The following is an 18,807-nucleotide window of genomic DNA, read 5'->3' on the forward strand; positions in this document are numbered from 1 at the left end:
CAACTTTTGGGCACTTCCTCGTGCGGCGGACGGGTACGGGCGAGCGGGGCGGAGGGAAAGGCGCAACTCAGGGGGCCGGCGGCCTCTCGATCGCGGCGCGGCTACCCAGACCCTCCGCCCCGAAGTGCCCAATAGTTGCAACCCCGATCGCCCCGAAGATGAAATCATCGTTTCCCTAGGCTCCGAAGTATGCCGCAATCTGAGCCATGCGCTCGCTTTGAGCGACGCCAAAGGGGCACCGGCGATCGCAGTGACCGCAACCGATGCACTCCCCTGCATGATGCTCCAAATTGCGATAGTGCTCGGCCGCCAGCTCATCCCCCACACACGCCAAGTCGTAATACTTGTTGACCAAACCGATCTGGATGCCGGCCGGACAGGGCTGGCAATGGTTGCAATACACGCACCGCGCCTCGCGCGTTTGCGGGGCCATGGACGCGAGGACGGAATAGTCGCGCTCCTCGGGTGACGCCTCGAAGAAGGAGAGCAGATCGCGCAGGTCGGACACGCCGTGCACACCCGGCAGCACCGTGAGGACACCCGGTTTATCGAGTGCGTACTGAATGCATTGGGAGCGCGTGAGCGCCTGCCCGAACGGCGACTGCTCGGCATCGAGCAGCTGGCCGCCCGCAAACGGCTTCATCACCGCAACGCCCACGCCCGCGCGCTCGAACTCGCGGTATAGCAGCGCGCGGTCGGCGGCCTCGCCCTGACCATATTCGGACTCGTCGGTATAGTCGTACATGGGATTCAAGCTGAACATAGCGAGGTCGAAGGATCCCGTTGCGAGCAGCTCGCGCGCGATATGCGGGCTGTGCGTGGAAAACGCCAGGTGGCGAATGGTACCATCAGCCTTGCGCGCTTGAGCATAATCCCAGATGCCGCCGTTCATCACATGGTCGAGGTCGGCGTCCTCGTCGATGCAATGGATGAAGCCGAAGTCCGCATAATCGGTGCCGATGGCTGCCAGGCGCTGCTCGAACTCCGCAATAGCGGGAGCCGCCTTGGTCGTCCACCCATACGCTCCGCTTTCGTACAGCGCGCCGATGTGCACCTGGATGTGCACCCGGTCGCGATGACGGCCGAGCGCGCGGCCCATCGCTTCAAGGGGCGCCGATTCGCTCGGTATGAAGTCGAAATGATTGACCCCCGCATCGATGGCTATCTCATAGGTGCGCTCGACCTCGGCTGCGCTGGCATTATGGATGCCCGCCGATCCCAGACCGATCACGCTAATCTTGTCGCCGCCGTGTGGCAAGGTGCGATATTCCATGGTTTCCTCCATCACCGAACGTATAACCCGATGCACGACGGTACCCGCCGCGCGCTTGTGCCTGTTGCAGTGCCAGCGCCTGCAAGCGGCCGCGCCTGCCGCAGCGCCTGCAAGCGGCCGCCGACGTCCTCGCCTGCCTCAGCGCCTGCCGACGGCCTCGCGCGCCTGCCGCAGCGCCTGCCGACGGCCGCACCCGCCTCAGCGCCCGCTGCATCCACGTGGCTCAACGCGGCGCTCTCACGCCACGCCATCACGCAATTGCCAGACCGCCGCAGCGCCTGAACCCTGCCGTTGCATTCGCACCACGATTGTCTACCCTGGAGCCCACTCAAGCGCAAGCGGCCACCCCGAGGATTCCTCGGCGCTCCATCGGATTACGCCTGGCTAATATCCATGCCGAAGAACTCATTGGAAAGCTCGGCGAGCGTGCCGCTCTCGCGCAGCGAGGCGATTGCGTCGTTCATGGCGCTGAGCAGGGATTCCGTAGCCGCCTCGCGGCGCAGCGGGAATGCCACATGGGTGGGTTCGCTGTTCTCGGCAGCAATTTTGAGACCGGCCTCGGGATGCTGCTCCATGTAGTTGTAGAACACGACCTCGTCGTTCAGCGTGGCGTCGATGCGCCCTGCCTCGAGCAGTTCAATGGTCTGGTTGAAATCGTCAACGCCGGTATTGGTGGCGCCATAGCTCTCGGCGAGCGTTGCGTAGCTCGATCCCAGCGTGTTCGCCGTCGTCTTGCCGCTGAGGTCGTGCATACTCGCGATATCGGAGTCTTCCGTGGTGATGACCACGATCCGAATGTATGCGTACGGGTCGGTGAACGCGTACTTCTCCTCGCGCTCCGGGGTCACCGAAACACCGTTCGCCATGGTGTCGTAGCGCCCCGAATCGAGACCCGCAAGCAGGCCATCCCATTCGCCTTCTGCGAACTCGGCATCGACGCCCAGCTCTGCAGCGATGGCGCGCGCGACCTCGATGTCAAAGCCGGTGAGCTCCCCCGCCTCGTTGTGGAACGTCCAGGGGCTCCATGTGCCCTCGGTGGCAAACGTCATACTCCCGCGCTCTTGTATCTGTGCGAGCAGGTCGTCCGAAGCGGCCGCAGAGCCGGAGTCGCCGACGCCCATCGAGCCTGCACCACCACCGTCGCCGCTGCAGCCCGCAAGGCCAGCGAGCGCCGCAAGGGCACCTGCACCCACAATAGCTTCTCGGCGGCTCAGGGCCTGTTCATTCATCGTGCTGAACATAGTGTGTCCTTTCCTTCTAAATCCCAGTGGTTCGTAGACACCCGGTGTCTGCGATTCATGGTTCGCAGACACCGGGTGTCTACGATTCACCGAGTGTCTGCGAACCACGTACGGTGTCTAAAAACGCGCGGACGCGTTCGTTGGCTGGGTGGTCGAAGAACTCCCGCGCGGGCGCCTCGGCCTGAACCACGCCATGCTCCATAAACACCGCGCGGTCCGCAACATTCCGCGCGAAGCCCATCTCGTGCGTCACGACCACCATGGTCATGCCGTCTTGGGCGAGGTCGCGCATGACGCCGAGCACCTCGACCGTCAGCTCTGGATCGAGCGCCGAAGTTGGCTCGTCGAAGTAGACGACTTTCGGGCTCGTCGCCATGGCACGCGCGATGGCAACGCGCTGCTGCTGACCGCCGGACAGCTGCACCGGGTAGGCATCGAGCCGGTCTGCCATGCCCACGCGTTCCAAGCACCTCACGGCGATCTCACGCGCCTCGTCCTTAGGCATGCGGTGCGCCACCACGAGCCCCTCGGTCACATTGCCGAGTACCGTTCGGTTGCGAAAGAGGTTGTATGACTGGAAGACGAACGCCGTGTTACGCCGAATCTCGGCAGCCTCCTTCGCGGCAACACGAGCCAAATCGAAGTGGGCCCCATCGAGCGCAAGCTCGCCCGCATCGGCGTGCTCGAGCAGGTTTGCGCAACGCAACAGGGTCGTCTTGCCTGAACCCGAGGGCCCGAGGACGGCCACGACCTCGCCGCGCTCAACCGCCAGGTCGATGCCGTGAAGCACCTCCGCATCGCCAAACGCCTTGCGCACCCCCGCGAGCTGCAGAATGGGCGTTGTCGTAGAAACCTCAGCCATGGTCCCACCCCCTCTCCATGCCGCGCCTCGCGAGCGCGCGCTCACCCCAACCCTGCAGCCACGTGAGCGCCGTGGAGAAGATCAGGTAGATAACACCGACTTCTAGATACAGCGGCAATGCCTCGTACGTGCGCGAAACGATGCGCTGCGTGGCCATGAGCATTTCGAGTACCGTGATGTTCGCAGCAAGCGAGGTATCTTTCACAAGCGAGATGAGCTCGTTGGAAAGCGGCGGGAACGCCGTGCGAAGTGCCTGCGGCAGCACGATGCGCCGCATAACCTGCAGGTAGGTCATTCCCACGCAGTACCCCGCCTCAAGCTGACCCGCTGGCACGCTCTCGAGCGCGCCGCGAATGGTTTCGGCGGAATACGCGCCCGTGTTGATGGAAAACACGATGATGGCCGAGGGCCACGGATCGAGCGTGATGCCAAGATCAGGCAGACCGTAAAACACCACGTAGAGCTGGATGAGGAGCGGCGTGCCGCGAATGATCCAGATGTAGAGACGTGCGAGCTGGCGCAACACGGGAATGCGCGCATACTGCACGAGCGCCACAACGACGGCGATTCCAAGCGCCAATACGAACGAGATGAGCGCCAACGGAATGGTTGCCGTGAGCCCTGGAATGAGAATCTGCACGAAGGAATCGGCCAAGATGCCCAGCACGCGATCAGACATGGTCCGCCCCTTCGCCGCCTCGGGCGCCCTGCGGCGCGGTCGGCTGCGCTGCTGGCCGCGCCACCGGCGGTGCATCAACGCGGCCCATGCGGTGCAGCACGTGATCGATCTCGTCGATGCTTCGCTGTTTGTTGTGCACGTCGTCGAGCAACTGCTGGCGTTGGTTTAGGAGCACGCGCTTCGCTTCGCGGAGGCGCCCTTCCTCGCACGCGCACGCCGCGCGCGCCGCCAGCGCGGCATCGCACTGCGCAGTCTCAAGGCAGCGGCCCAGATCATCTGACAACTCGCCCATTTCACCCTCTCCTTTCAGGGGTCATCCTAGGGCGCAGGACATAACATGTAAAATACTTATATTGCATTGGCTATTATTCGGTAAACGTATGATACTATCGACCAAGCGCATGCGGGCGCGCATCGCGGACAGGTGCATGCAGGGCACATCGCAGTCAGGTGCATACAAGCGCACGTCGGGCGCTATCGGCAAACGCGTGCAAGCGCACATCGAGCGTCGGCACCACCTCTTGAACGGAGGCCAACCAGTGGAACTTCGCGCCCTGAGCTACTTTCTCATGATTGCCCGCGAGGGGACCATCTCCGGAGCGGCCAACGTGCTCCACCTTTCACAGCCCACGCTCTCACGCCAGATGCAGGAACTCGAGCACGAGCTCGGATGCACGCTGTTCGAACGGGGCAAGCGACGGATCGAGCTCACCGAAGAGGGCATGCGCTTGAGGAGCCGTGCGGAGGAGATCGTCGACCTCGTCGACCGCACGGAGCGGGATTTTCGCACATCGCCCAACACGCTTGCCGGCGAGGTGCGCATCGGCGGCGGAGAGACCCCGGCCATGTCGCTCATCACCGATATCATTGCCGAGCTGCAAAGCGCCTATCCGCTCATGACATTCAGCCTGTACAGCGGCAACGCCGTGGACGTGAGCGAGCGCCTCGAGACCGGGCGCATCGACTTCGGTCTCTTCCTGGGCCCGACGGACCTGGGACGCTTCGAATCGCTCCCGCTACCTGCGCAAAACGCCTGGGGCGTGCTCATGCGCCAAGATGATCCGCTAGCGGCGCGCGAGCGAATCGCGCCCGAAGACCTCATAGGGAAGCCCATCATCCTATCCCAGCAAGCCGGAAACGAAATGAGCCGCTGGTTCAAACGCGACCTGGAAGATCTCGATGTCGTGGCGACGTACAACCTGCTGTACAACGCTGCCCTTCTCGCGCGCAGAGGCGTTGGATACGTGCTCGGCCTCGAGGGCATCGCCGCTACCTCCCCCACGAGCGAGCTCGCGTTCCGCCCGCTCGACCCTCCGCTCGACGCCGACGTTTCCATCGGATGGAAGCGCTACCAAAGCTTCTCCCCCGCCGCGAGCGTCTTCTTGCAGAGCATCCGCGAACGATGGGGATAGCGACGCGCTAGGGGATTCGGCAAGCTGCAGGGATTCGTCGTGCTCCGGGCTTCGGTGAGCTGCAGCGCTTCGTCGGGCTCCGCCGCGCGGGGCTTCCCGTTGGTCCCGCTACCATGAGGCGAATACGCGCCCTGCACTATAATCGCTGACAGGCACGAAGCATCGAACACCATCGACCGGAAGGCATCACATGGACGAACGGAAGCGCGCACGATTCCTGCGGTGCAACACACTTCTCGCCTGCCCGGTATGCCGCCTGCCGCTCGAGCTCCACGGCACCTCGCTTGCCTGTGAGGCGGGTCATCGCTTCGACCTTGCCCGCCAGGGATATGTGAACCTGCTGCGCGGGAGCAAGAAGCCCGCTCGGTATGGCCGCGAGTCGTTTCACCTGCGGCGCACGGTGTTCGAAAACGGCCTCTACGAGCCGATCGCCGAGGCCCTGTGCCGTGAGGTAGCCTCCTTGGGAGAAACGGCACGTCGCGTGCCCCGTGTACTCGATGCCGGATGCGGCGAGGGCTACTTCGCCCGTACGGTGCGCGCGCGAACCGGAGCCGAGGTCTGCGCCTTTGACATCTCGAAGGATTCGGTGCAGCTTGCCGCCGGCCTCGATGCCGATGATGGCATCGCCTGGCTCGTCGCCGACCTCGCCGCGATCCCCATCCTCGACGGCAGCATCGATTGCGCGCTCGATGTGTTCTCGCCCGCCAATTATGATGAGCTCCGCCGCGTGCTCGCGCCTGGAGGCATCGTGATCAAAGTCGTCCCCACCGCCCGGCACCTCCACGAGCTCCGTGAGCGCGCCGCGGGGCAGCTCGTCCACAGCTCGTACTCCAACCAGCGCGTACTCGATCATTTCTCCAGCTGTTGCACGCTCCGGAACCATTACACGGTCTCGAGCGCGCATCCCATCAATCCCGACGCGCTCGACGCGCTCATCCATATGACGCCCCTGCTCTTCAACGTCGACACGGAGCGCATCGACTGGAGCGGGCTCACGCACGTGACCGTCGAGGCCGAGGTGCTCATAGGCACCTTCGAGTAACGCGGCGAACGGCGGGCTACAGGACGCCGGGGAAACCTCGTTCGCCGGGTAGTTATACTTGATGCGGTCATGCGAGAAGGGAGGCGCACCGTGGCTACGCGCGTGCTGATCATCGAGGACGACGCCGACATCAACCAGATCGTCGCCACACGCCTTGAGCGCGACGGCTACCTGTGCACGCAGGCGTTCTCGGGCAGTGAGGCGAAGCTGCTCCTCGAGCGGGGGTTGGAGGCGCACGCCGCGAGCACACATGCGCACACCCCACGTCCGGACTCGCACGCCGCAGACAAGACCGAAGATTTCCCCTTCGACCTCATCATCAGCGACCTCATGTTGCCGGGTGTAACCGGCGAGGAGCTCGTGGCGGCCATCCGCGAGAACGGCGCGGACGTGCCCGTTATCGTGATCTCGGCCCGCACCACCGCGGCGGACAAGATCGACCTGTTGCGCCTTGGCGCAGACGACTACCTCACCAAGCCCTTCGATCTCGACGAGCTTGCAGCACGCGTCGAGGTGCAGCTTCGCCACCGCGGCCATATCGTGGCAGCAAGCGGCGCCAAATCGACGCTGCGCTTCCGTGAATGGGAGCTCGACCACGAGGCGCGAACCTTCACCGCTGCCGGCACGCCCGTAGATCTCACCCGCATCGAGTTCAACATCGTTGAAATGCTCATGCGCCACCCGAGCCGTGTCTTCACCAAGCAGGAGCTCTTCGAGGGCGCTTGGGGAGAGCCCTATGCAGCGGACGCGAATACCGTGAACGTGCACGTCTCGAACATCCGGACGAAACTCAAGCCAACGGGCACCGCCGATTACATCAAGACCGTCTGGGGCATGGGCTTCAAGCTCGTCGGCTGAGGGACCGCCGACACTCCGTGGGTCATTTCGGTCATTTTGGGACGTGTTTCAAATGACCCAAATGAGTCGTTTGAAACACGTCCCAAAATGACCCAAAATGACCGCGGCAACCCACTCCGCGCCCGGCGCGGGCAAAACGTGCAAAAACAGACATTCCTGTGCGAAGCAGCGGTCCGCGCCCGCACGATGCCCCGGCGCATTTTGAATCAGGCTTTAGACTTCCTTAAAGGTTGCTTCAAGGTTCATGAAGAATCGCCCTCCATACTTAATGCCAACAAACGGAAACCCAGAGATTGGAACCGCTATGAACGTCATCCAGATCAACGGCCTCACCAAGGCGTACGGCGGAACGCGCGCTGTCGATGGCCTCAACATGCGCGTGGGTCAGGGCGATATCTACGGCTTCGTGGGAAAGAACGGAGCAGGCAAATCCACCACCATGAAAATGATCGCCGGGCTCGTAACGCCCACATCCGGCAGCATCAAGCTCTTTGACGAGCAGCGCACGGACGGCGGGTTCTCGAGCGCCTTCTCACGCATCGGAACGCTCATCGAGCAGCCGGGCCTGCTGCCGAATTTCTCGGCATTCGAGAACCTCATGATGAAGGCACTCTCCATAGGCGTCGTCCGGCCGCGCGAACAATGTACCGAGTTGCTAACGCTTGTTGGACTTGAAGACGCCGGCGCGCGCAAGACGAAGAAGTTCTCCCTTGGCATGAAGCAGCGCTTGGGCCTCGCTCTCGCGCTCGTGGGCTCGCCCGACCTGCTACTCCTCGACGAGCCGTTTAACGGCATCGATCCAGAAGAAACCCGCGCGCTGCGCAGCGTGCTCATGCGCCTCAACCACGAACGCGGCGTGACCATGGTTATCTCAAGCCATGTGCTCGACCAGCTCAACCGCATGGCAACGCGCTTCGGCGTCATTCGCGAAGGCAGCATGGTGCGCGAGTTTACCGAGGAAGAGCTGCATGCCGCCTGCGGGAGCTCGGTGCGCGTGAAGACCACCGACCCCGCGCGCAGCCTCGCCATCCTCGAGGAGCATCTGGCGGGAGCGACGTTCCGCGTTGAGCCGGACCATGGCATCGTGGTCGCCGGAGCGGGTGGGACGCGACACGCGGCCGCGGCGTTTGGCGGCGCAGCGGGCGACGCGTCGGCGAGCGGTGCGCCCCGGGCAGAGGAGATTTCTCGCGTGCTCTCCGCCGCCAATCAAACGATCGTCGAGCTCAGCGTGCTCGAACGCGACATCGAAGAGTATTTTGTGGAACTCATGGGAGGAGCAGACAACGCCACCCTCCCCACCATCGAACCACGGAGGTAGACCATGGGAGGCCTCATCCTCGACACCATCCTCATCGGCGCCATCGCGTATCTGCTTTCCTCGGGGCGCCGGCGCTAGCGAGCCAGCCAGCAGCCGAAAGAGCCGAGGCGCTGCTGCCAGCGAGCTCGCGCGCAGCAGCAAGCGCCCCGGCGCACCTGAAAGCAACCCCGAAACCCACCTCTCACAAGAGCACGTGCCCCTATTGGGCCGTGCTCCCCATGGAAGGAGCCCCCTATGTTGAACCTTCTGAAAGCCGACCTCTACCGCATCACCCGCGTCAACGGCCTGCGCGGAGCCCTCTGGCAGTACCTCGGCGTCTGCCTGGCAGTATATGCCTTGCTGTTCGGTTCGTTCCTCATGTTCGATCCATCCGGCGATATGATTCGCAGCTTCACGGTGTTCTCGTCCCCGAGCGCTATGCTTGGCTCCATGCTCGGCAGCCTCATACCGCTGTTCGTCTGCTTTTTCGTGGTTGAACACTGCCTTGCCGACTTCAAGGAGGGCTTTGTGCGCAGCCTCGTGCCTGCCCGCACCGGGCGCCTCTCCTATTTTGCGGAGCGCATCGTGTTCGCCGGCGTCGTAACGGTCATCGTGTTCGCCTCGCTGAGCCTCATCACCCTTGCGCTGGGAGCCGTATTCGGCATGCGCTTCGAGACGATGGATGACCCGCTGGCCTTCATCGCGTGGGCGGCCGCATCGTGCATGAACGTCTGGGCGCTTGCCGTGCTCTCGCTCATCCTCGTCTACGCTACGCGTATCGTCCCCATGAGCTACATCGGCTCGTTCATGCTCTGCAGCGCGATCGTTCCCGAGACGTTTTCGCTTGCATCCGGCCTCATCCAGGCGTATGCGCCCGGACTCATGGGCGTTGCCGATGTGCTCAGCGAGCTTGTGTGCTGGATACCCTCCAACTTGACCAACTGGCTTTTCGCTGGTGGCGCATCGTCGATGGCCGCGGGCTGGGGCTCGCTCGGCGCAGCGCTGCCGGGCACGGGCCTCACACAAGCGATCGTCGCACCCGTGCTGTGGATCGCCGCTGCCAGTGCCCTCATCCTCGCCATCGGCCGTAAGCGCGACATCTAGCCCGCAGCATGGTTCGCCAGATGGTTCGCCGGCACCGGGTGTTGGCGAACCACTTGCCCCGTGGGTGGTTCGTGGACACCGGGTGTTGGCGTTTCATCTGACGCGTAGACACCGGGTGTTGGCGAACCATTCCGGGCGCCACGCTACAATCGTGAACGAGGTATCAGACGTCCATCGTAGGAAAGGAGTGCCATGCTCGCCGCCGCCCTGCTCGTGCTCGGCATCGCTCTAGGTGCCCTCATCACCATGGCGACCTATGCCACCGAGCTCCGACGCATCGCCCGGTTCCTGCAAACGCGCGAACCGCGCAGCAACGCCCGCGCCACCACCGCGGTGGGCGCACCTGGCATCCGCGACCTCGCCGACGCCGTGAACACCGAGCTCGATCGCTCCTCACGGGAGCGAGTCGACGCGCAGCGTCACCAAGATGAGTTCCAGCGCGACCTCTCGGCCCTCTCGCATGACATTCGCACGCCGCTCACCGGCGCCAAAGGGTATCTCCAGCTTGCCTATGACGAGACCGATGCCCGCACTCGCCAGCTCCACCTTGCGGCCGCGACCTCCCGCATCGACAGCACGACGGCTTTGCTCGACGAGCTCTTCGCCTACACCAAGTCCACCGACCCCGACCTTACGCTCAACATGCAGCCCGTCGCGCTTCGCCCGCTTATCGAACGCGTGCTGGTAGGCCATTACCCTGAATTCGAGAAACGGGGTTGGGAGCCGGAACTCTGCATGCCCGACGAGGCCCCGGGGCGAGAGCTCGTCGTCCTGGCCGATCCTGATGCCCTCGCCCGCATCCTGGAGAATCTCGTTACCAACGCCGTGCGCCACGGCTCGGATGCGCCGAGGGTCCTCGTGCAGCTCACGGACCGAGGAGAGGCCTCCGTCACGGTCGAGAACCCGGTAGCGAGCACGGCCAGCATCGATACTGCGCGGCTCTTCGACCGCTTCTACCAGGCCGACTCCGCCCGTCACGCCGCCGGAAGCGGCCTTGGGCTCGCCGTCTCGGCCAACCTTGCCCATGCCATGGGCATGGAGCTCACTGCACACCTGAGCGATGCCGCGCCGCGTTCGCTGTCCATCACCCTCACTTGCCCCAGGTAGCGTCGGCCCTCCACATTTTTCGCCCGCGCCGTTCGCAGAGCGTTCACACATCCCTCAGCAGAATGTGAGAAACTAAATGTCCTCGAAACGACCAGAGGGGGCGTTTCGCATCGGACGGTACGGAGCGCGCGCGTCATGCTTCTCGAACACATCGCATCACCACGGGACGTGAAGGCACTCGATGCCACGGCGCTCCCCCAGCTATGCGACGAAGTTCGCCGCGCCATCCTCGAAAACGCAGCTGCTGTTGGCGGCCACCTCGCTCCCAATCTCGGAGTCGTTGAGCTCACCGTCGCGCTGCACCGCGTCTTCGATTCGCCGCGCGACAAGATCATCTTTGACGTTTCGCATCAGAGCTATGCCCACAAGGTACTTACCGGGCGCGCTGCGGCGTTCACCGACCCCGCGCATTACGGCGAGGTCTCCGGGTTCTCCAATCCGCACGAGTCAGAGCACGACTTCTTCTCGATGGGCCACACCTCGACCTCCATCAGCTTGGCGTGCGGCCTAGCCAAGGCGCGCGACCTTGCCGGCGAGCGCTACAATGTCGTCGCCGTAATTGGCGACGGCTCGCTCTCGGGCGGGCTCGCATTCGAGGGGCTCGACAACGCCGCCGTTTTGAACAGCGGCATCGTTATCGTGGTTAATGACAACGACCAGTCGATCGCCGAAAACCATGGCGGAATCTACGGCTGCCTGGCGCGCCTGCGCACCTCGGGCGGAACTGCCTCGAACAATATCTTCCGCGCGATGGGGTTCGATTATCGCTACCTCGAAGAGGGGAACGACGTCGACTCCCTGGTCGAGGCGCTCGAAGCGCTTCGCGGCATCGACCATCCCGTGGTACTGCATGTCCACACCACCAAAGGTGCCGGCTATGATCCCGCGGAGCGTGCGCCCGAGGTTTGGCACCATGTTGGCTCCTTCGACATCGAATCGGGCCGCAAGCATACGCTCATCTCGGGCGATGTCCCGGAGGGCACCTATGCCGATATCACCGGCGCGCACCTACTCGAGGCCATGAGGCGCGACCCGCGCGTTGTCGGTGTGACGGCGGGCATGCCCTATGTCATGGGCTTCACCCAGGAGCGCCGCGCCCAGGCCGGGCAGCAGTTCGTGGACGTTGGCATCGCCGAAGAGCATGCAGTCACATTCATCACGTCGCTCGCCGCGGCGGGCGCCTCGCCGGTGTTCGGCGTCTATGGCGCATTCCTGCAGCGCTCTTACGACGAGCTCTGGCACGATCTCTGCCTCAACTGTGCGCCGGCTACCATTCTCGACATCGGCGCGTCGGTCTTCGGCGCTTCAGCCGAAACGCATCTCAACTATTTTGACCTCGCCATGCTGGGGAGCTTGCCCAACCTGCGCGTGTTCGCCCCAACCTGCGTCGAGGAATACCTGCTTATGCTCGACTGGTCGCTTGGCCAGCGCGAGCTGCCCGTCGTGATTCGCGTGCCGGGGACCAAACCCGTTTCGCGCCCCGACCTTGTGGCCGATCTTACTGATGCGCCTGATTTCTCCAAGCCGACATACCGTGTCGTGAAGCATGGCCAGGATGCTGCCGTACTCGCTTTGGGCGATTTCTTCGAGCTTGGCGAACGGGTCGTAGCTGCCCTTGCCGAGCATGGGATCCAAGCCACACTCGTCAACCCGCGCTTCGCCTCGGATTTTGACGAGGAGCTTATTTCTTCCCTGCCCGATCGGCACCGCGTTGTTGTCACGCTGGAAGACGGCGTCCTCGCCGGCGGATGGGGCGAAAAGATTGCCCGACGCCTGAGCGACCGTGACGTGCGCGTTCGCTGCTACGGCATCGATAACCACTTCCACGACCGCTTTGACCCTCGCAAGCTGCTTGAGCAGAACGGCGTCACCGTCGAGGGAATCATCCGCGACATCACCAGCTTGCTGTAAGGCCATTTTGAGTCATTTTGGGACGGGTCCGTTTTGACTCATCGCGGAGGCCCCGGCTCATCGTGGCTGTTCTGGTCGCCCGTGCTTGCCCCGGCTCATCACAGAAACTTCCGCCGCACGCGTGACGCCCCCGCCCCATAACGCGAACAAGAAACCGCCGCCAGGACGTTTGATCCCGACGGCGGTTTTCAGATAGCGACAGAATGAGTCAAAACGGACCCGTCCCAAAATGGCCGAATGAGTCAAAACGGACCCGTCCCAAAATGACTCAGTCGAATTCACGCAGCGCCTCCGAAAGCAGCGCCAAGCCACGACGAAGCGTCTCCTCAGATGCGCAGTAGCCCAAACGCGCGCCGCAGGGCAGCTCGAACCGGCTACCCGGCACCAGCAGCACGCCGCGCTCGCGCAGGAGCTTCAGGCAGAACTCCTCGTCGTCCATCGGGATATCGAACTGGATGTACGACGTAGACACCCCCTTGGGCGCAACCCAGCGCACGCGCGGCTCCTCGTCCACCCACGCCTGTGCGATGGCACGGTTGCCGAACACGATGGCGCGGTTACGCTCCATAATCCGCTCGCGGTTGCGCAGCACATGGACCGCCAAAGCGTCGTTGAACACACCTCCGCAAATGAGCGTGTAGTCGCGGTACGTGCGAATCCGGTCCGCCACCTCGGCATTCGACACCGTCCAGCCAATGCGCGCAGCCGGCACCGAGTACGTCTTGGAAATACTGTTCGTCACCACGGCGCGGTCGTACAGATCGGCCATAGAAACGAATGAATCCGTATCCTCCAGCGGCAGATACACCTCGTCCGAAAGCACATAAGCGCCCACCGAACGCGCAATCTCGACAATTCGCTCAAGCGTCTCGCGCGTGAGCACGGTGCCGAGCGGATTTGACGCGTTGTTAATGCAGATGAGCTTGGTATTCGGCCTCACGAGCCGCTCGAGCTCGGCAATATCCGGCTGCCAGCCAAGCTCCTCCTGAATATGCCAGTACTCCACATCCGCCCCGAGCGTGCGAGGAATCTCGTACAGCGGCTGGTAGGTTGGATACTCCGCGATCACGTGGTCGCCCGGTTCCACGAGCGTCATAAGGGCGAGAAGGTTCGCGCCGGTAGCGCCATTCGTCTGCAAGATGTTTTCGGGCTCGACGTTTTCGTAAAGCTTCGCCACCTCCGCTTTGAAGTCGGGCGAGCCCTCGATCCAGCCGTAGTTCATCTTTTCCCGGCCAAGCTGCTCGTAAAAACCGGCGCCATCCGTGCCGTCGAGTCGCAAGATCTCGTCCATGGTGAGCGACGCGATGGTCGACTGGGCAATATCCACCGTCGCGCTCTTCTCGTAAACGTTGAGCCAGTCCTCCACGCCGATGGTTGCGATGTTCATATTCAATCCTTTCTAGCAGCCCAATTGCGTTGATTGCAGTGGTTACAAGCTGATGATTCCCATGCCGAGCAACACGAGCGAGAGCACGCCCAAAGCGGTGACCACCACGAGTCATTTTGGGACGGGTCCATTTTGACTCATTGTCCCGCACCCCGCTGCAAAGCGCACCGCCCACGCCCGAAAAGATTACGAGCTGGGTACAATGCCCGATGAATGTACCGTTTGCATCGGGAGGAAATCGGATGAAAGTATTGCTCGTCAACGGCAGCCCGCATAAAAACGGATGCACCAACCGCGCACTCGAGGAGGTTGCCCGTTCGCTTGAGACCGAGGGCATAGAAGCCGAACTGTTCTGGATCGGCGCAAAGCCGGTCGGTGGGTGCGTGGCATGCCAAGCCTGCAAGTCAACGGGAACCTGCGTCTTCAACGATAGCGTCAACCAGGCGCGTGCAAAGCTCGCCGAGGCAGACGGCTTCGTCTTTGGAGCGCCGGTGCACTATGCACACGCCGCCTCGTCGCTCCTTGGTTTCATGGACCGCCTCTTTTATGCAGACGGCAAGGGTGGCACCCAGAGCAACCTGCGCTTCAAACCAGCGGCAGCCGTGCTGAGCGCTAGGCGTGCCGGAACAACGGCCGCATTCGAGGATATCAACAAGTTCTTCACCATCGCCCAGATGCCGATCGTAAGCTCGCGCTACTGGAACAACGTACACGGCAACTCCGCCGAAGAGGTCGAGCAGGATGCCGAGGGCCTCTGGACCATGCGGCAACTTGCCCACAACATGGCCTGGATGCTCAAGTGCATCGAGGCGGGGCGCGCGGCAGGAATCGCCCTGCCCGCTCAAGAGCCAGGCGAGATGACCAATTTCGTCCGATAGCCCATCATTTTGCATCATTCTGGGACGGGGCCGTTTGCACCATTTTGGGACGGCTCGACGGGACCGTTTGCACCATTTTGGGACGGTTCCGTTTTGACTCAGGACAGGGCAATTTGGCTCGCTGCCCTGCATCTCCTCTATGAGGCGCGCCGCCCACATTCCAATATGGCTGCGTCAAAACAACCCCGTCCCAATATGACTCACTCGGAGTACACTTAACGCATGCATCACTCCGGGGAAGGGGATCATCATGACACTTCGAATTGGCTTGCTCACCAGTGGCGGCGATTGCCAGGCTCTCAACGCCACCATGCGCGGCATCGTCAAGACGCTCATCAACAAGAGCTCTGAGCCCGTCGAGATCTACGGCTTTGAGGACGGCTACCAGGGCATGATCTATCGGCGCTATCGCAAGATGGATGCCCGCGACTTCAGCGGCATCCTCACGCGCGGCGGCACCATCCTGGGAACGAGCCGCACACCGTTCAAGCGCATCGACACGCCCGAGACCGACGGCGTGGAGAAGGTTCCCGCCATGAAGCAGACCTATCACGACCTCAACCTCGATTGCCTCTTCATGCTGGGCGGAAACGGCTCCACCAAGACGGCAAACCGCCTATCGCAGGAGGGCCTCAACGTTATCGCACTGCCCAAGACCATCGACAACGACACCTGGGGCACCGAGATGACGTTCGGTTTCACGAGCGCCGTGGAGATCGCCACCAAGTGCATCGACGACATTCACACCACCGCGAGCTCGCATGGCCGCGTATTCGTAATCGAGATCATGGGCCACAAGGTCGGCTGGATCCCGCTGTACGCGGGCGTTGCCGGCGGTGCAGACGTAATCTTGATTCCCGAGATTCCGTACAGCATGGACAACGTGATCAAGACCATCGAAAAGCGCATGGAAACGGGCAGCCGTTTCACCATCATCGCGGTGGCGGAGGGCGCCATCTCCAAAGAGGACGCCGCGCTGTCCAAGAAGGAATATAAGAAGAAGGTAGCGGCTCGCACGAGCCCGTCAATCGTGTACGACATCGCTAAGGAGATTGAGTCGAAGACCGGACGCGAAACCCGCGTTGCCATCCCCGGCCATACCCAGCGCGGCGGCATCCCCGATGCTCAGGACCGCATCTTCGCCACACAGTGCGGCGTGGAGGCGGCGCTCGGCTGCCTCGAAGGCGAGTTCGGCTTCATGGTCGCGCAGCGCGATCGCCACATGTGCCGCGTGCCCCTTGAAGATGTTGCCGGCAAGCTTAAGTACGTCGACCCCGAAAGCGATCTCGTGCGCGAGGCAAAAGCGCTCGGCATCAGCTTCGGCGACGAGTAAGCGACGCACATCGCGTACTGCGACCTCGTCTCGCGCGGCCGCAGTACGCCCACTCTGCTTTGCAGCGCGCGCCGTACACCGCGCCGACGCTACGCGCCCGCCACGCCCTGCGTCTAAAAATCGCCCTGTCACAGAGTAGGCATTCGCCAAATTTCACTCTGCGACAGGGCATTTTTGCTGAACGAGCCCTCCAAACAAGGTTCGTTCCACTTTTGGGAACTTCTTTTCTACAAACCGTGGCTACAGCTCGTTCGTACTAACAAAACCGCAGGATTCGTTTCACGTGGTAAGTGAATACTCCAGGCATTTGAAAAAGATATTCCCAATAATGGAACGAACTCTGCAAGAGCACGTCCAGCCGCCACATTTCAAGTTCGAAAGCGCCCGAATAGCCCGGCGCAACCCTCGCGAAGACCAACCTAACGCGTCTCTTGACTTGGAGTTCGCTTCAAGCACTATGGTGTACAGTGAGCGAACAGAAGGAGAACCACCATGCGCATTGCGGAAGTTTCCAAAATGTACGACATCAGCGCGGACACCCTGCGCTATTACGAGCGCATCGGGCTCCTTGAGCACGTACGACGCAACGAGAGCGGCATCCGCGATTACAGCGAGGCAGATTGCGCGCGCATCCAGTTCATCAAGTGCATGCGCGGCGCCAACGTATCCATCGAGGCGCTCATCGAGTACATGCAGCTCTTTGCCGAGGGCGACTCCACCGTCGCCGCACGCAAGGCGCTCCTTGAAGAGCAGCGCGATCTCGTGCAGGAACGCATCAACGAGATGCAAGCGGGCCTCGATCGCCTCAACTATAAGATTGAGAACTACGACAGCATCATTCGCAAGGCGGAGCAAGGGCTCGAGAACTAGAAAGCTCATCCGGCACGGCGAGCCGGCCGGGCAGCTCCGCAGGCCGAACCAGCTGGGCAGCTCCGCAGGCCGGCGACGTCTCCCAGCCGCATCGCCCCAGCACTAGAATGACCAGGCTGCGCAATCCCGGCCAGCACCGCCCGCATGCCAGAACAGCCAAAGCCGGCTAGAGCCCGACCGCCTTCACGATAAGCGCAATAAGCCGGTCGATGGGCATACGCTCGGCTGGGTCGGTCATCATCCAAGCGGTGATGGCGCTTAGCACGCCACTCGTGTAGAACTCACGTACAAGGTAGCGCTCCTCCTCGGAAAGGTTGCGCGCCGGCAGGATGAACCGGTCGAGCAGCGGGGCGATGATGACCTTAAGCCGCGCCGAAAATGACGGATCGCTCGTAAGCAGTTTCGGCATGTAGGTCGCGAATCGCTGGGCAAGCTCAAGGATGAACCCCATATGGTGCGTAAAGTCCAGCGTTTCCTCCCCTAGGAGGCGATCGTTGACCAACTGCCGGACCTGGCCCAAAATGCTCTCTTCAAGCTGATCGAACAAATCGTACACGTCACGGTAATACAGGTAGAACGTCGCACGGTTGTAGCCCGCCCGATCTGTAATCTCCCGGATGGTGATCTTCTCAATTGGCTTTTCGAGGTAAAGATCCCAGAACGCCTGCATAAGATTCGCCCGCGTCTGTTCGGTCACCTGCGGCTGCTTTCTCATGACGGCCCCCATCGCTCGACAATTCGTTTCCATGTGTCGAGCATTCCTCGCCTTCCCCCTACGCTGCCACTATACTACATTTAGACAACATGCTGTCGAGTAATATCGCGGCACGGCATAGCTAGGCGGACCCATGGCATACATCGAGTTCAACAACGTCGTTAAAACATACGGCGCGGGCGAATCGCAGATCAACGCGCTCGACGGAGCGAACTTCGTCGTCGAGCGCGGCGAGCTCGCCGTCATTCTCGGCGCGTCCGGCGCTGGCAAGACCACGGCGCTCAACATCTTGGGCGGCATGGACACAGCCACGTCGGGCACCGTCATGGTCGACGGCCGCAACATCACCCATGCGACCGAACGCGAGCTCGTGGAGTACCGCCGCGCCGACGTGGGCTTCGTGTTCCAGTTCTACAACCTTGTTCCCAACCTCACTGCGCTCGAAAACGTCGAGCTCGCGGCCCAGGTGTGCGCCAACGCCCTCGATGCCGAGGAATCCCTCTGCAAGGTGGGCCTCGCCAAGCGCCTGGGAAACTTCCCCGCCCAGCTTTCGGGCGGTGAGCAGCAGCGCGTCTCCATCGCTCGCGCTATCGCCAAGGCTCCCAAACTCCTGCTCTGCGACGAGCCCACGGGCGCCCTCGACTACCAAACAGGCAAGCAGATCCTGCAGCTCCTCCAAGATACCTGTCGGCGCGACGGCATCACCGTTATCATCATCACGCACAACTCTGCCCTCGCCCCCATGGCCGACCGCCTCATTCGCTTCAAGAGCGGCCGCGTGACCGACATGAAGCTCAACCCGAACCCAACGCCCATCGAGCGCATCGAGTGGTAGGAG

18 protein-coding genes are annotated in these 18,807 nt (G+C 62.4%); 11 read left to right on the plus strand and 7 right to left on the minus strand.

Going from position 1 to position 18,807, the window contains the following annotated elements:
• Positions 1–175 precede the first annotated feature (175 nt).
• The 5 genes from AC1VS5_RS04560 to AC1VS5_RS04580 all read right to left on the minus strand — a co-directional run bounded on the left by AC1VS5_RS04560 (position 176) and on the right by AC1VS5_RS04580 (position 4,347).
• Positions 176–1,273 carry an aldo/keto reductase gene (locus AC1VS5_RS04560; RefSeq protein WP_481217842.1) on the minus strand — a complete coding sequence of 366 codons (1,098 nt, stop codon included), beginning with the start codon at positions 1,271–1,273 and terminating at the stop codon, positions 176–178.
• Between the two features lie 374 nt (positions 1,274–1,647).
• The gene (locus tag AC1VS5_RS04565) at positions 1,648–2,514 is read right to left on the minus strand and encodes a transporter substrate-binding domain-containing protein (protein WP_287746662.1); all 867 of its coding nucleotides are present in this window, start codon (positions 2,512–2,514) and stop codon (positions 1,648–1,650) included.
• Between the two features lie 79 nt (positions 2,515–2,593).
• Positions 2,594–3,376 carry an amino acid ABC transporter ATP-binding protein gene (locus AC1VS5_RS04570; protein WP_481217843.1) on the minus strand — a complete coding sequence of 261 codons (783 nt, stop codon included), beginning with the start codon at positions 3,374–3,376 and terminating at the stop codon, positions 2,594–2,596.
• Entirely contained in the window at positions 3,369–4,055 is a 687-nt protein-coding gene (locus AC1VS5_RS04575) for an amino acid ABC transporter permease (RefSeq protein WP_481217844.1), read from the minus strand. The genes AC1VS5_RS04570 and AC1VS5_RS04575 overlap by 8 nt, the downstream gene beginning before the upstream one ends.
• Positions 4,048–4,347, minus strand: coding sequence for a hypothetical protein (locus AC1VS5_RS04580; RefSeq protein WP_019127632.1), 300 nt, complete (start codon positions 4,345–4,347; stop codon positions 4,048–4,050). The genes AC1VS5_RS04575 and AC1VS5_RS04580 overlap by 8 nt, the downstream gene beginning before the upstream one ends.
• A gap of 247 nt (positions 4,348–4,594) precedes the next feature.
• Here AC1VS5_RS04580 and AC1VS5_RS04585 point away from each other — a divergent pair, with 247 nt between their 5' ends.
• The 7 genes from AC1VS5_RS04585 (at position 4,595) to AC1VS5_RS04615 (ending at position 12,786) form a co-directional block, all read left to right on the plus strand.
• A complete protein-coding gene (locus tag AC1VS5_RS04585) occupies positions 4,595–5,467 on the plus strand; it encodes a LysR family transcriptional regulator (protein ID WP_087186631.1) in 873 nt (290 codons plus the stop codon).
• A gap of 190 nt (positions 5,468–5,657) precedes the next feature.
• Entirely contained in the window at positions 5,658–6,509 is an 852-nt protein-coding gene (locus AC1VS5_RS04590; protein ID WP_481217845.1) for a putative RNA methyltransferase, read from the plus strand.
• A 90-nt stretch (positions 6,510–6,599) separates the two neighbouring features.
• On the plus strand, positions 6,600–7,367 hold the full coding sequence (locus AC1VS5_RS04595; protein ID WP_481217846.1) for a response regulator transcription factor: 768 nt from the start codon (positions 6,600–6,602) through the stop codon (positions 7,365–7,367).
• 304 nt (positions 7,368–7,671) lie between these two features.
• Complete coding sequence (locus tag AC1VS5_RS04600; protein ID WP_417047174.1) at positions 7,672–8,685, plus strand: ATP-binding cassette domain-containing protein; 1,014 nt, start codon at positions 7,672–7,674, stop codon at positions 8,683–8,685.
• A gap of 234 nt (positions 8,686–8,919) precedes the next feature.
• Positions 8,920–9,768 carry a hypothetical protein gene (locus AC1VS5_RS04605; RefSeq protein ID WP_481217847.1) on the plus strand — a complete coding sequence of 283 codons (849 nt, stop codon included), beginning with the start codon at positions 8,920–8,922 and terminating at the stop codon, positions 9,766–9,768.
• Positions 9,769–9,960: 192 nt separating this feature from the next.
• Entirely contained in the window at positions 9,961–10,875 is a 915-nt protein-coding gene (locus AC1VS5_RS04610; protein ID WP_481217848.1) for a sensor histidine kinase, read from the plus strand.
• A gap of 135 nt (positions 10,876–11,010) precedes the next feature.
• A complete protein-coding gene (locus AC1VS5_RS04615) occupies positions 11,011–12,786 on the plus strand; it encodes a 1-deoxy-D-xylulose-5-phosphate synthase (RefSeq protein WP_481217849.1) in 1,776 nt (591 codons plus the stop codon).
• A gap of 268 nt (positions 12,787–13,054) precedes the next feature.
• Here AC1VS5_RS04615 and AC1VS5_RS04620 read toward each other — a convergent pair whose 3' ends face one another.
• The gene (locus tag AC1VS5_RS04620; RefSeq protein WP_481217850.1) at positions 13,055–14,173 is read right to left on the minus strand and encodes an aminotransferase; all 1,119 of its coding nucleotides are present in this window, start codon (positions 14,171–14,173) and stop codon (positions 13,055–13,057) included.
• A gap of 242 nt (positions 14,174–14,415) precedes the next feature.
• Here AC1VS5_RS04620 and AC1VS5_RS04625 point away from each other — a divergent pair, with 242 nt between their 5' ends.
• From AC1VS5_RS04625 to AC1VS5_RS04635, 3 genes are all read left to right on the plus strand, one after another.
• Positions 14,416–15,051 (plus strand): flavodoxin family protein, encoded by a 636-nt coding sequence (locus AC1VS5_RS04625; RefSeq protein ID WP_481217851.1) that lies wholly within the window; start codon positions 14,416–14,418, stop codon positions 15,049–15,051.
• A gap of 250 nt (positions 15,052–15,301) precedes the next feature.
• Positions 15,302–16,384 (plus strand): 6-phosphofructokinase, encoded by a 1,083-nt coding sequence (locus tag AC1VS5_RS04630; protein WP_481217852.1) that lies wholly within the window; start codon positions 15,302–15,304, stop codon positions 16,382–16,384.
• Between the two features lie 492 nt (positions 16,385–16,876).
• Complete coding sequence (locus AC1VS5_RS04635; RefSeq protein ID WP_481217853.1) at positions 16,877–17,254, plus strand: MerR family transcriptional regulator; 378 nt, start codon at positions 16,877–16,879, stop codon at positions 17,252–17,254.
• Between the two features lie 166 nt (positions 17,255–17,420).
• Here the strand turns inward: AC1VS5_RS04635 and AC1VS5_RS04640 are convergent, their stop codons facing one another.
• Positions 17,421–17,969: a TetR/AcrR family transcriptional regulator gene (locus AC1VS5_RS04640; RefSeq protein WP_022349047.1), complete on the minus strand. Its 549-nt coding sequence runs from the start codon at positions 17,967–17,969 to the stop codon at positions 17,421–17,423.
• Between the two features lie 133 nt (positions 17,970–18,102).
• Here AC1VS5_RS04640 and AC1VS5_RS04645 point away from each other — a divergent pair, with 133 nt between their 5' ends.
• On the plus strand, positions 18,103–18,804 hold the full coding sequence (locus tag AC1VS5_RS04645; protein ID WP_481217854.1) for an ABC transporter ATP-binding protein: 702 nt from the start codon (positions 18,103–18,105) through the stop codon (positions 18,802–18,804).
• The last annotated feature ends 3 nt before the right edge of the window (positions 18,805–18,807 follow it).

This window comes from Enorma sp., from assembly GCF_982429025.1.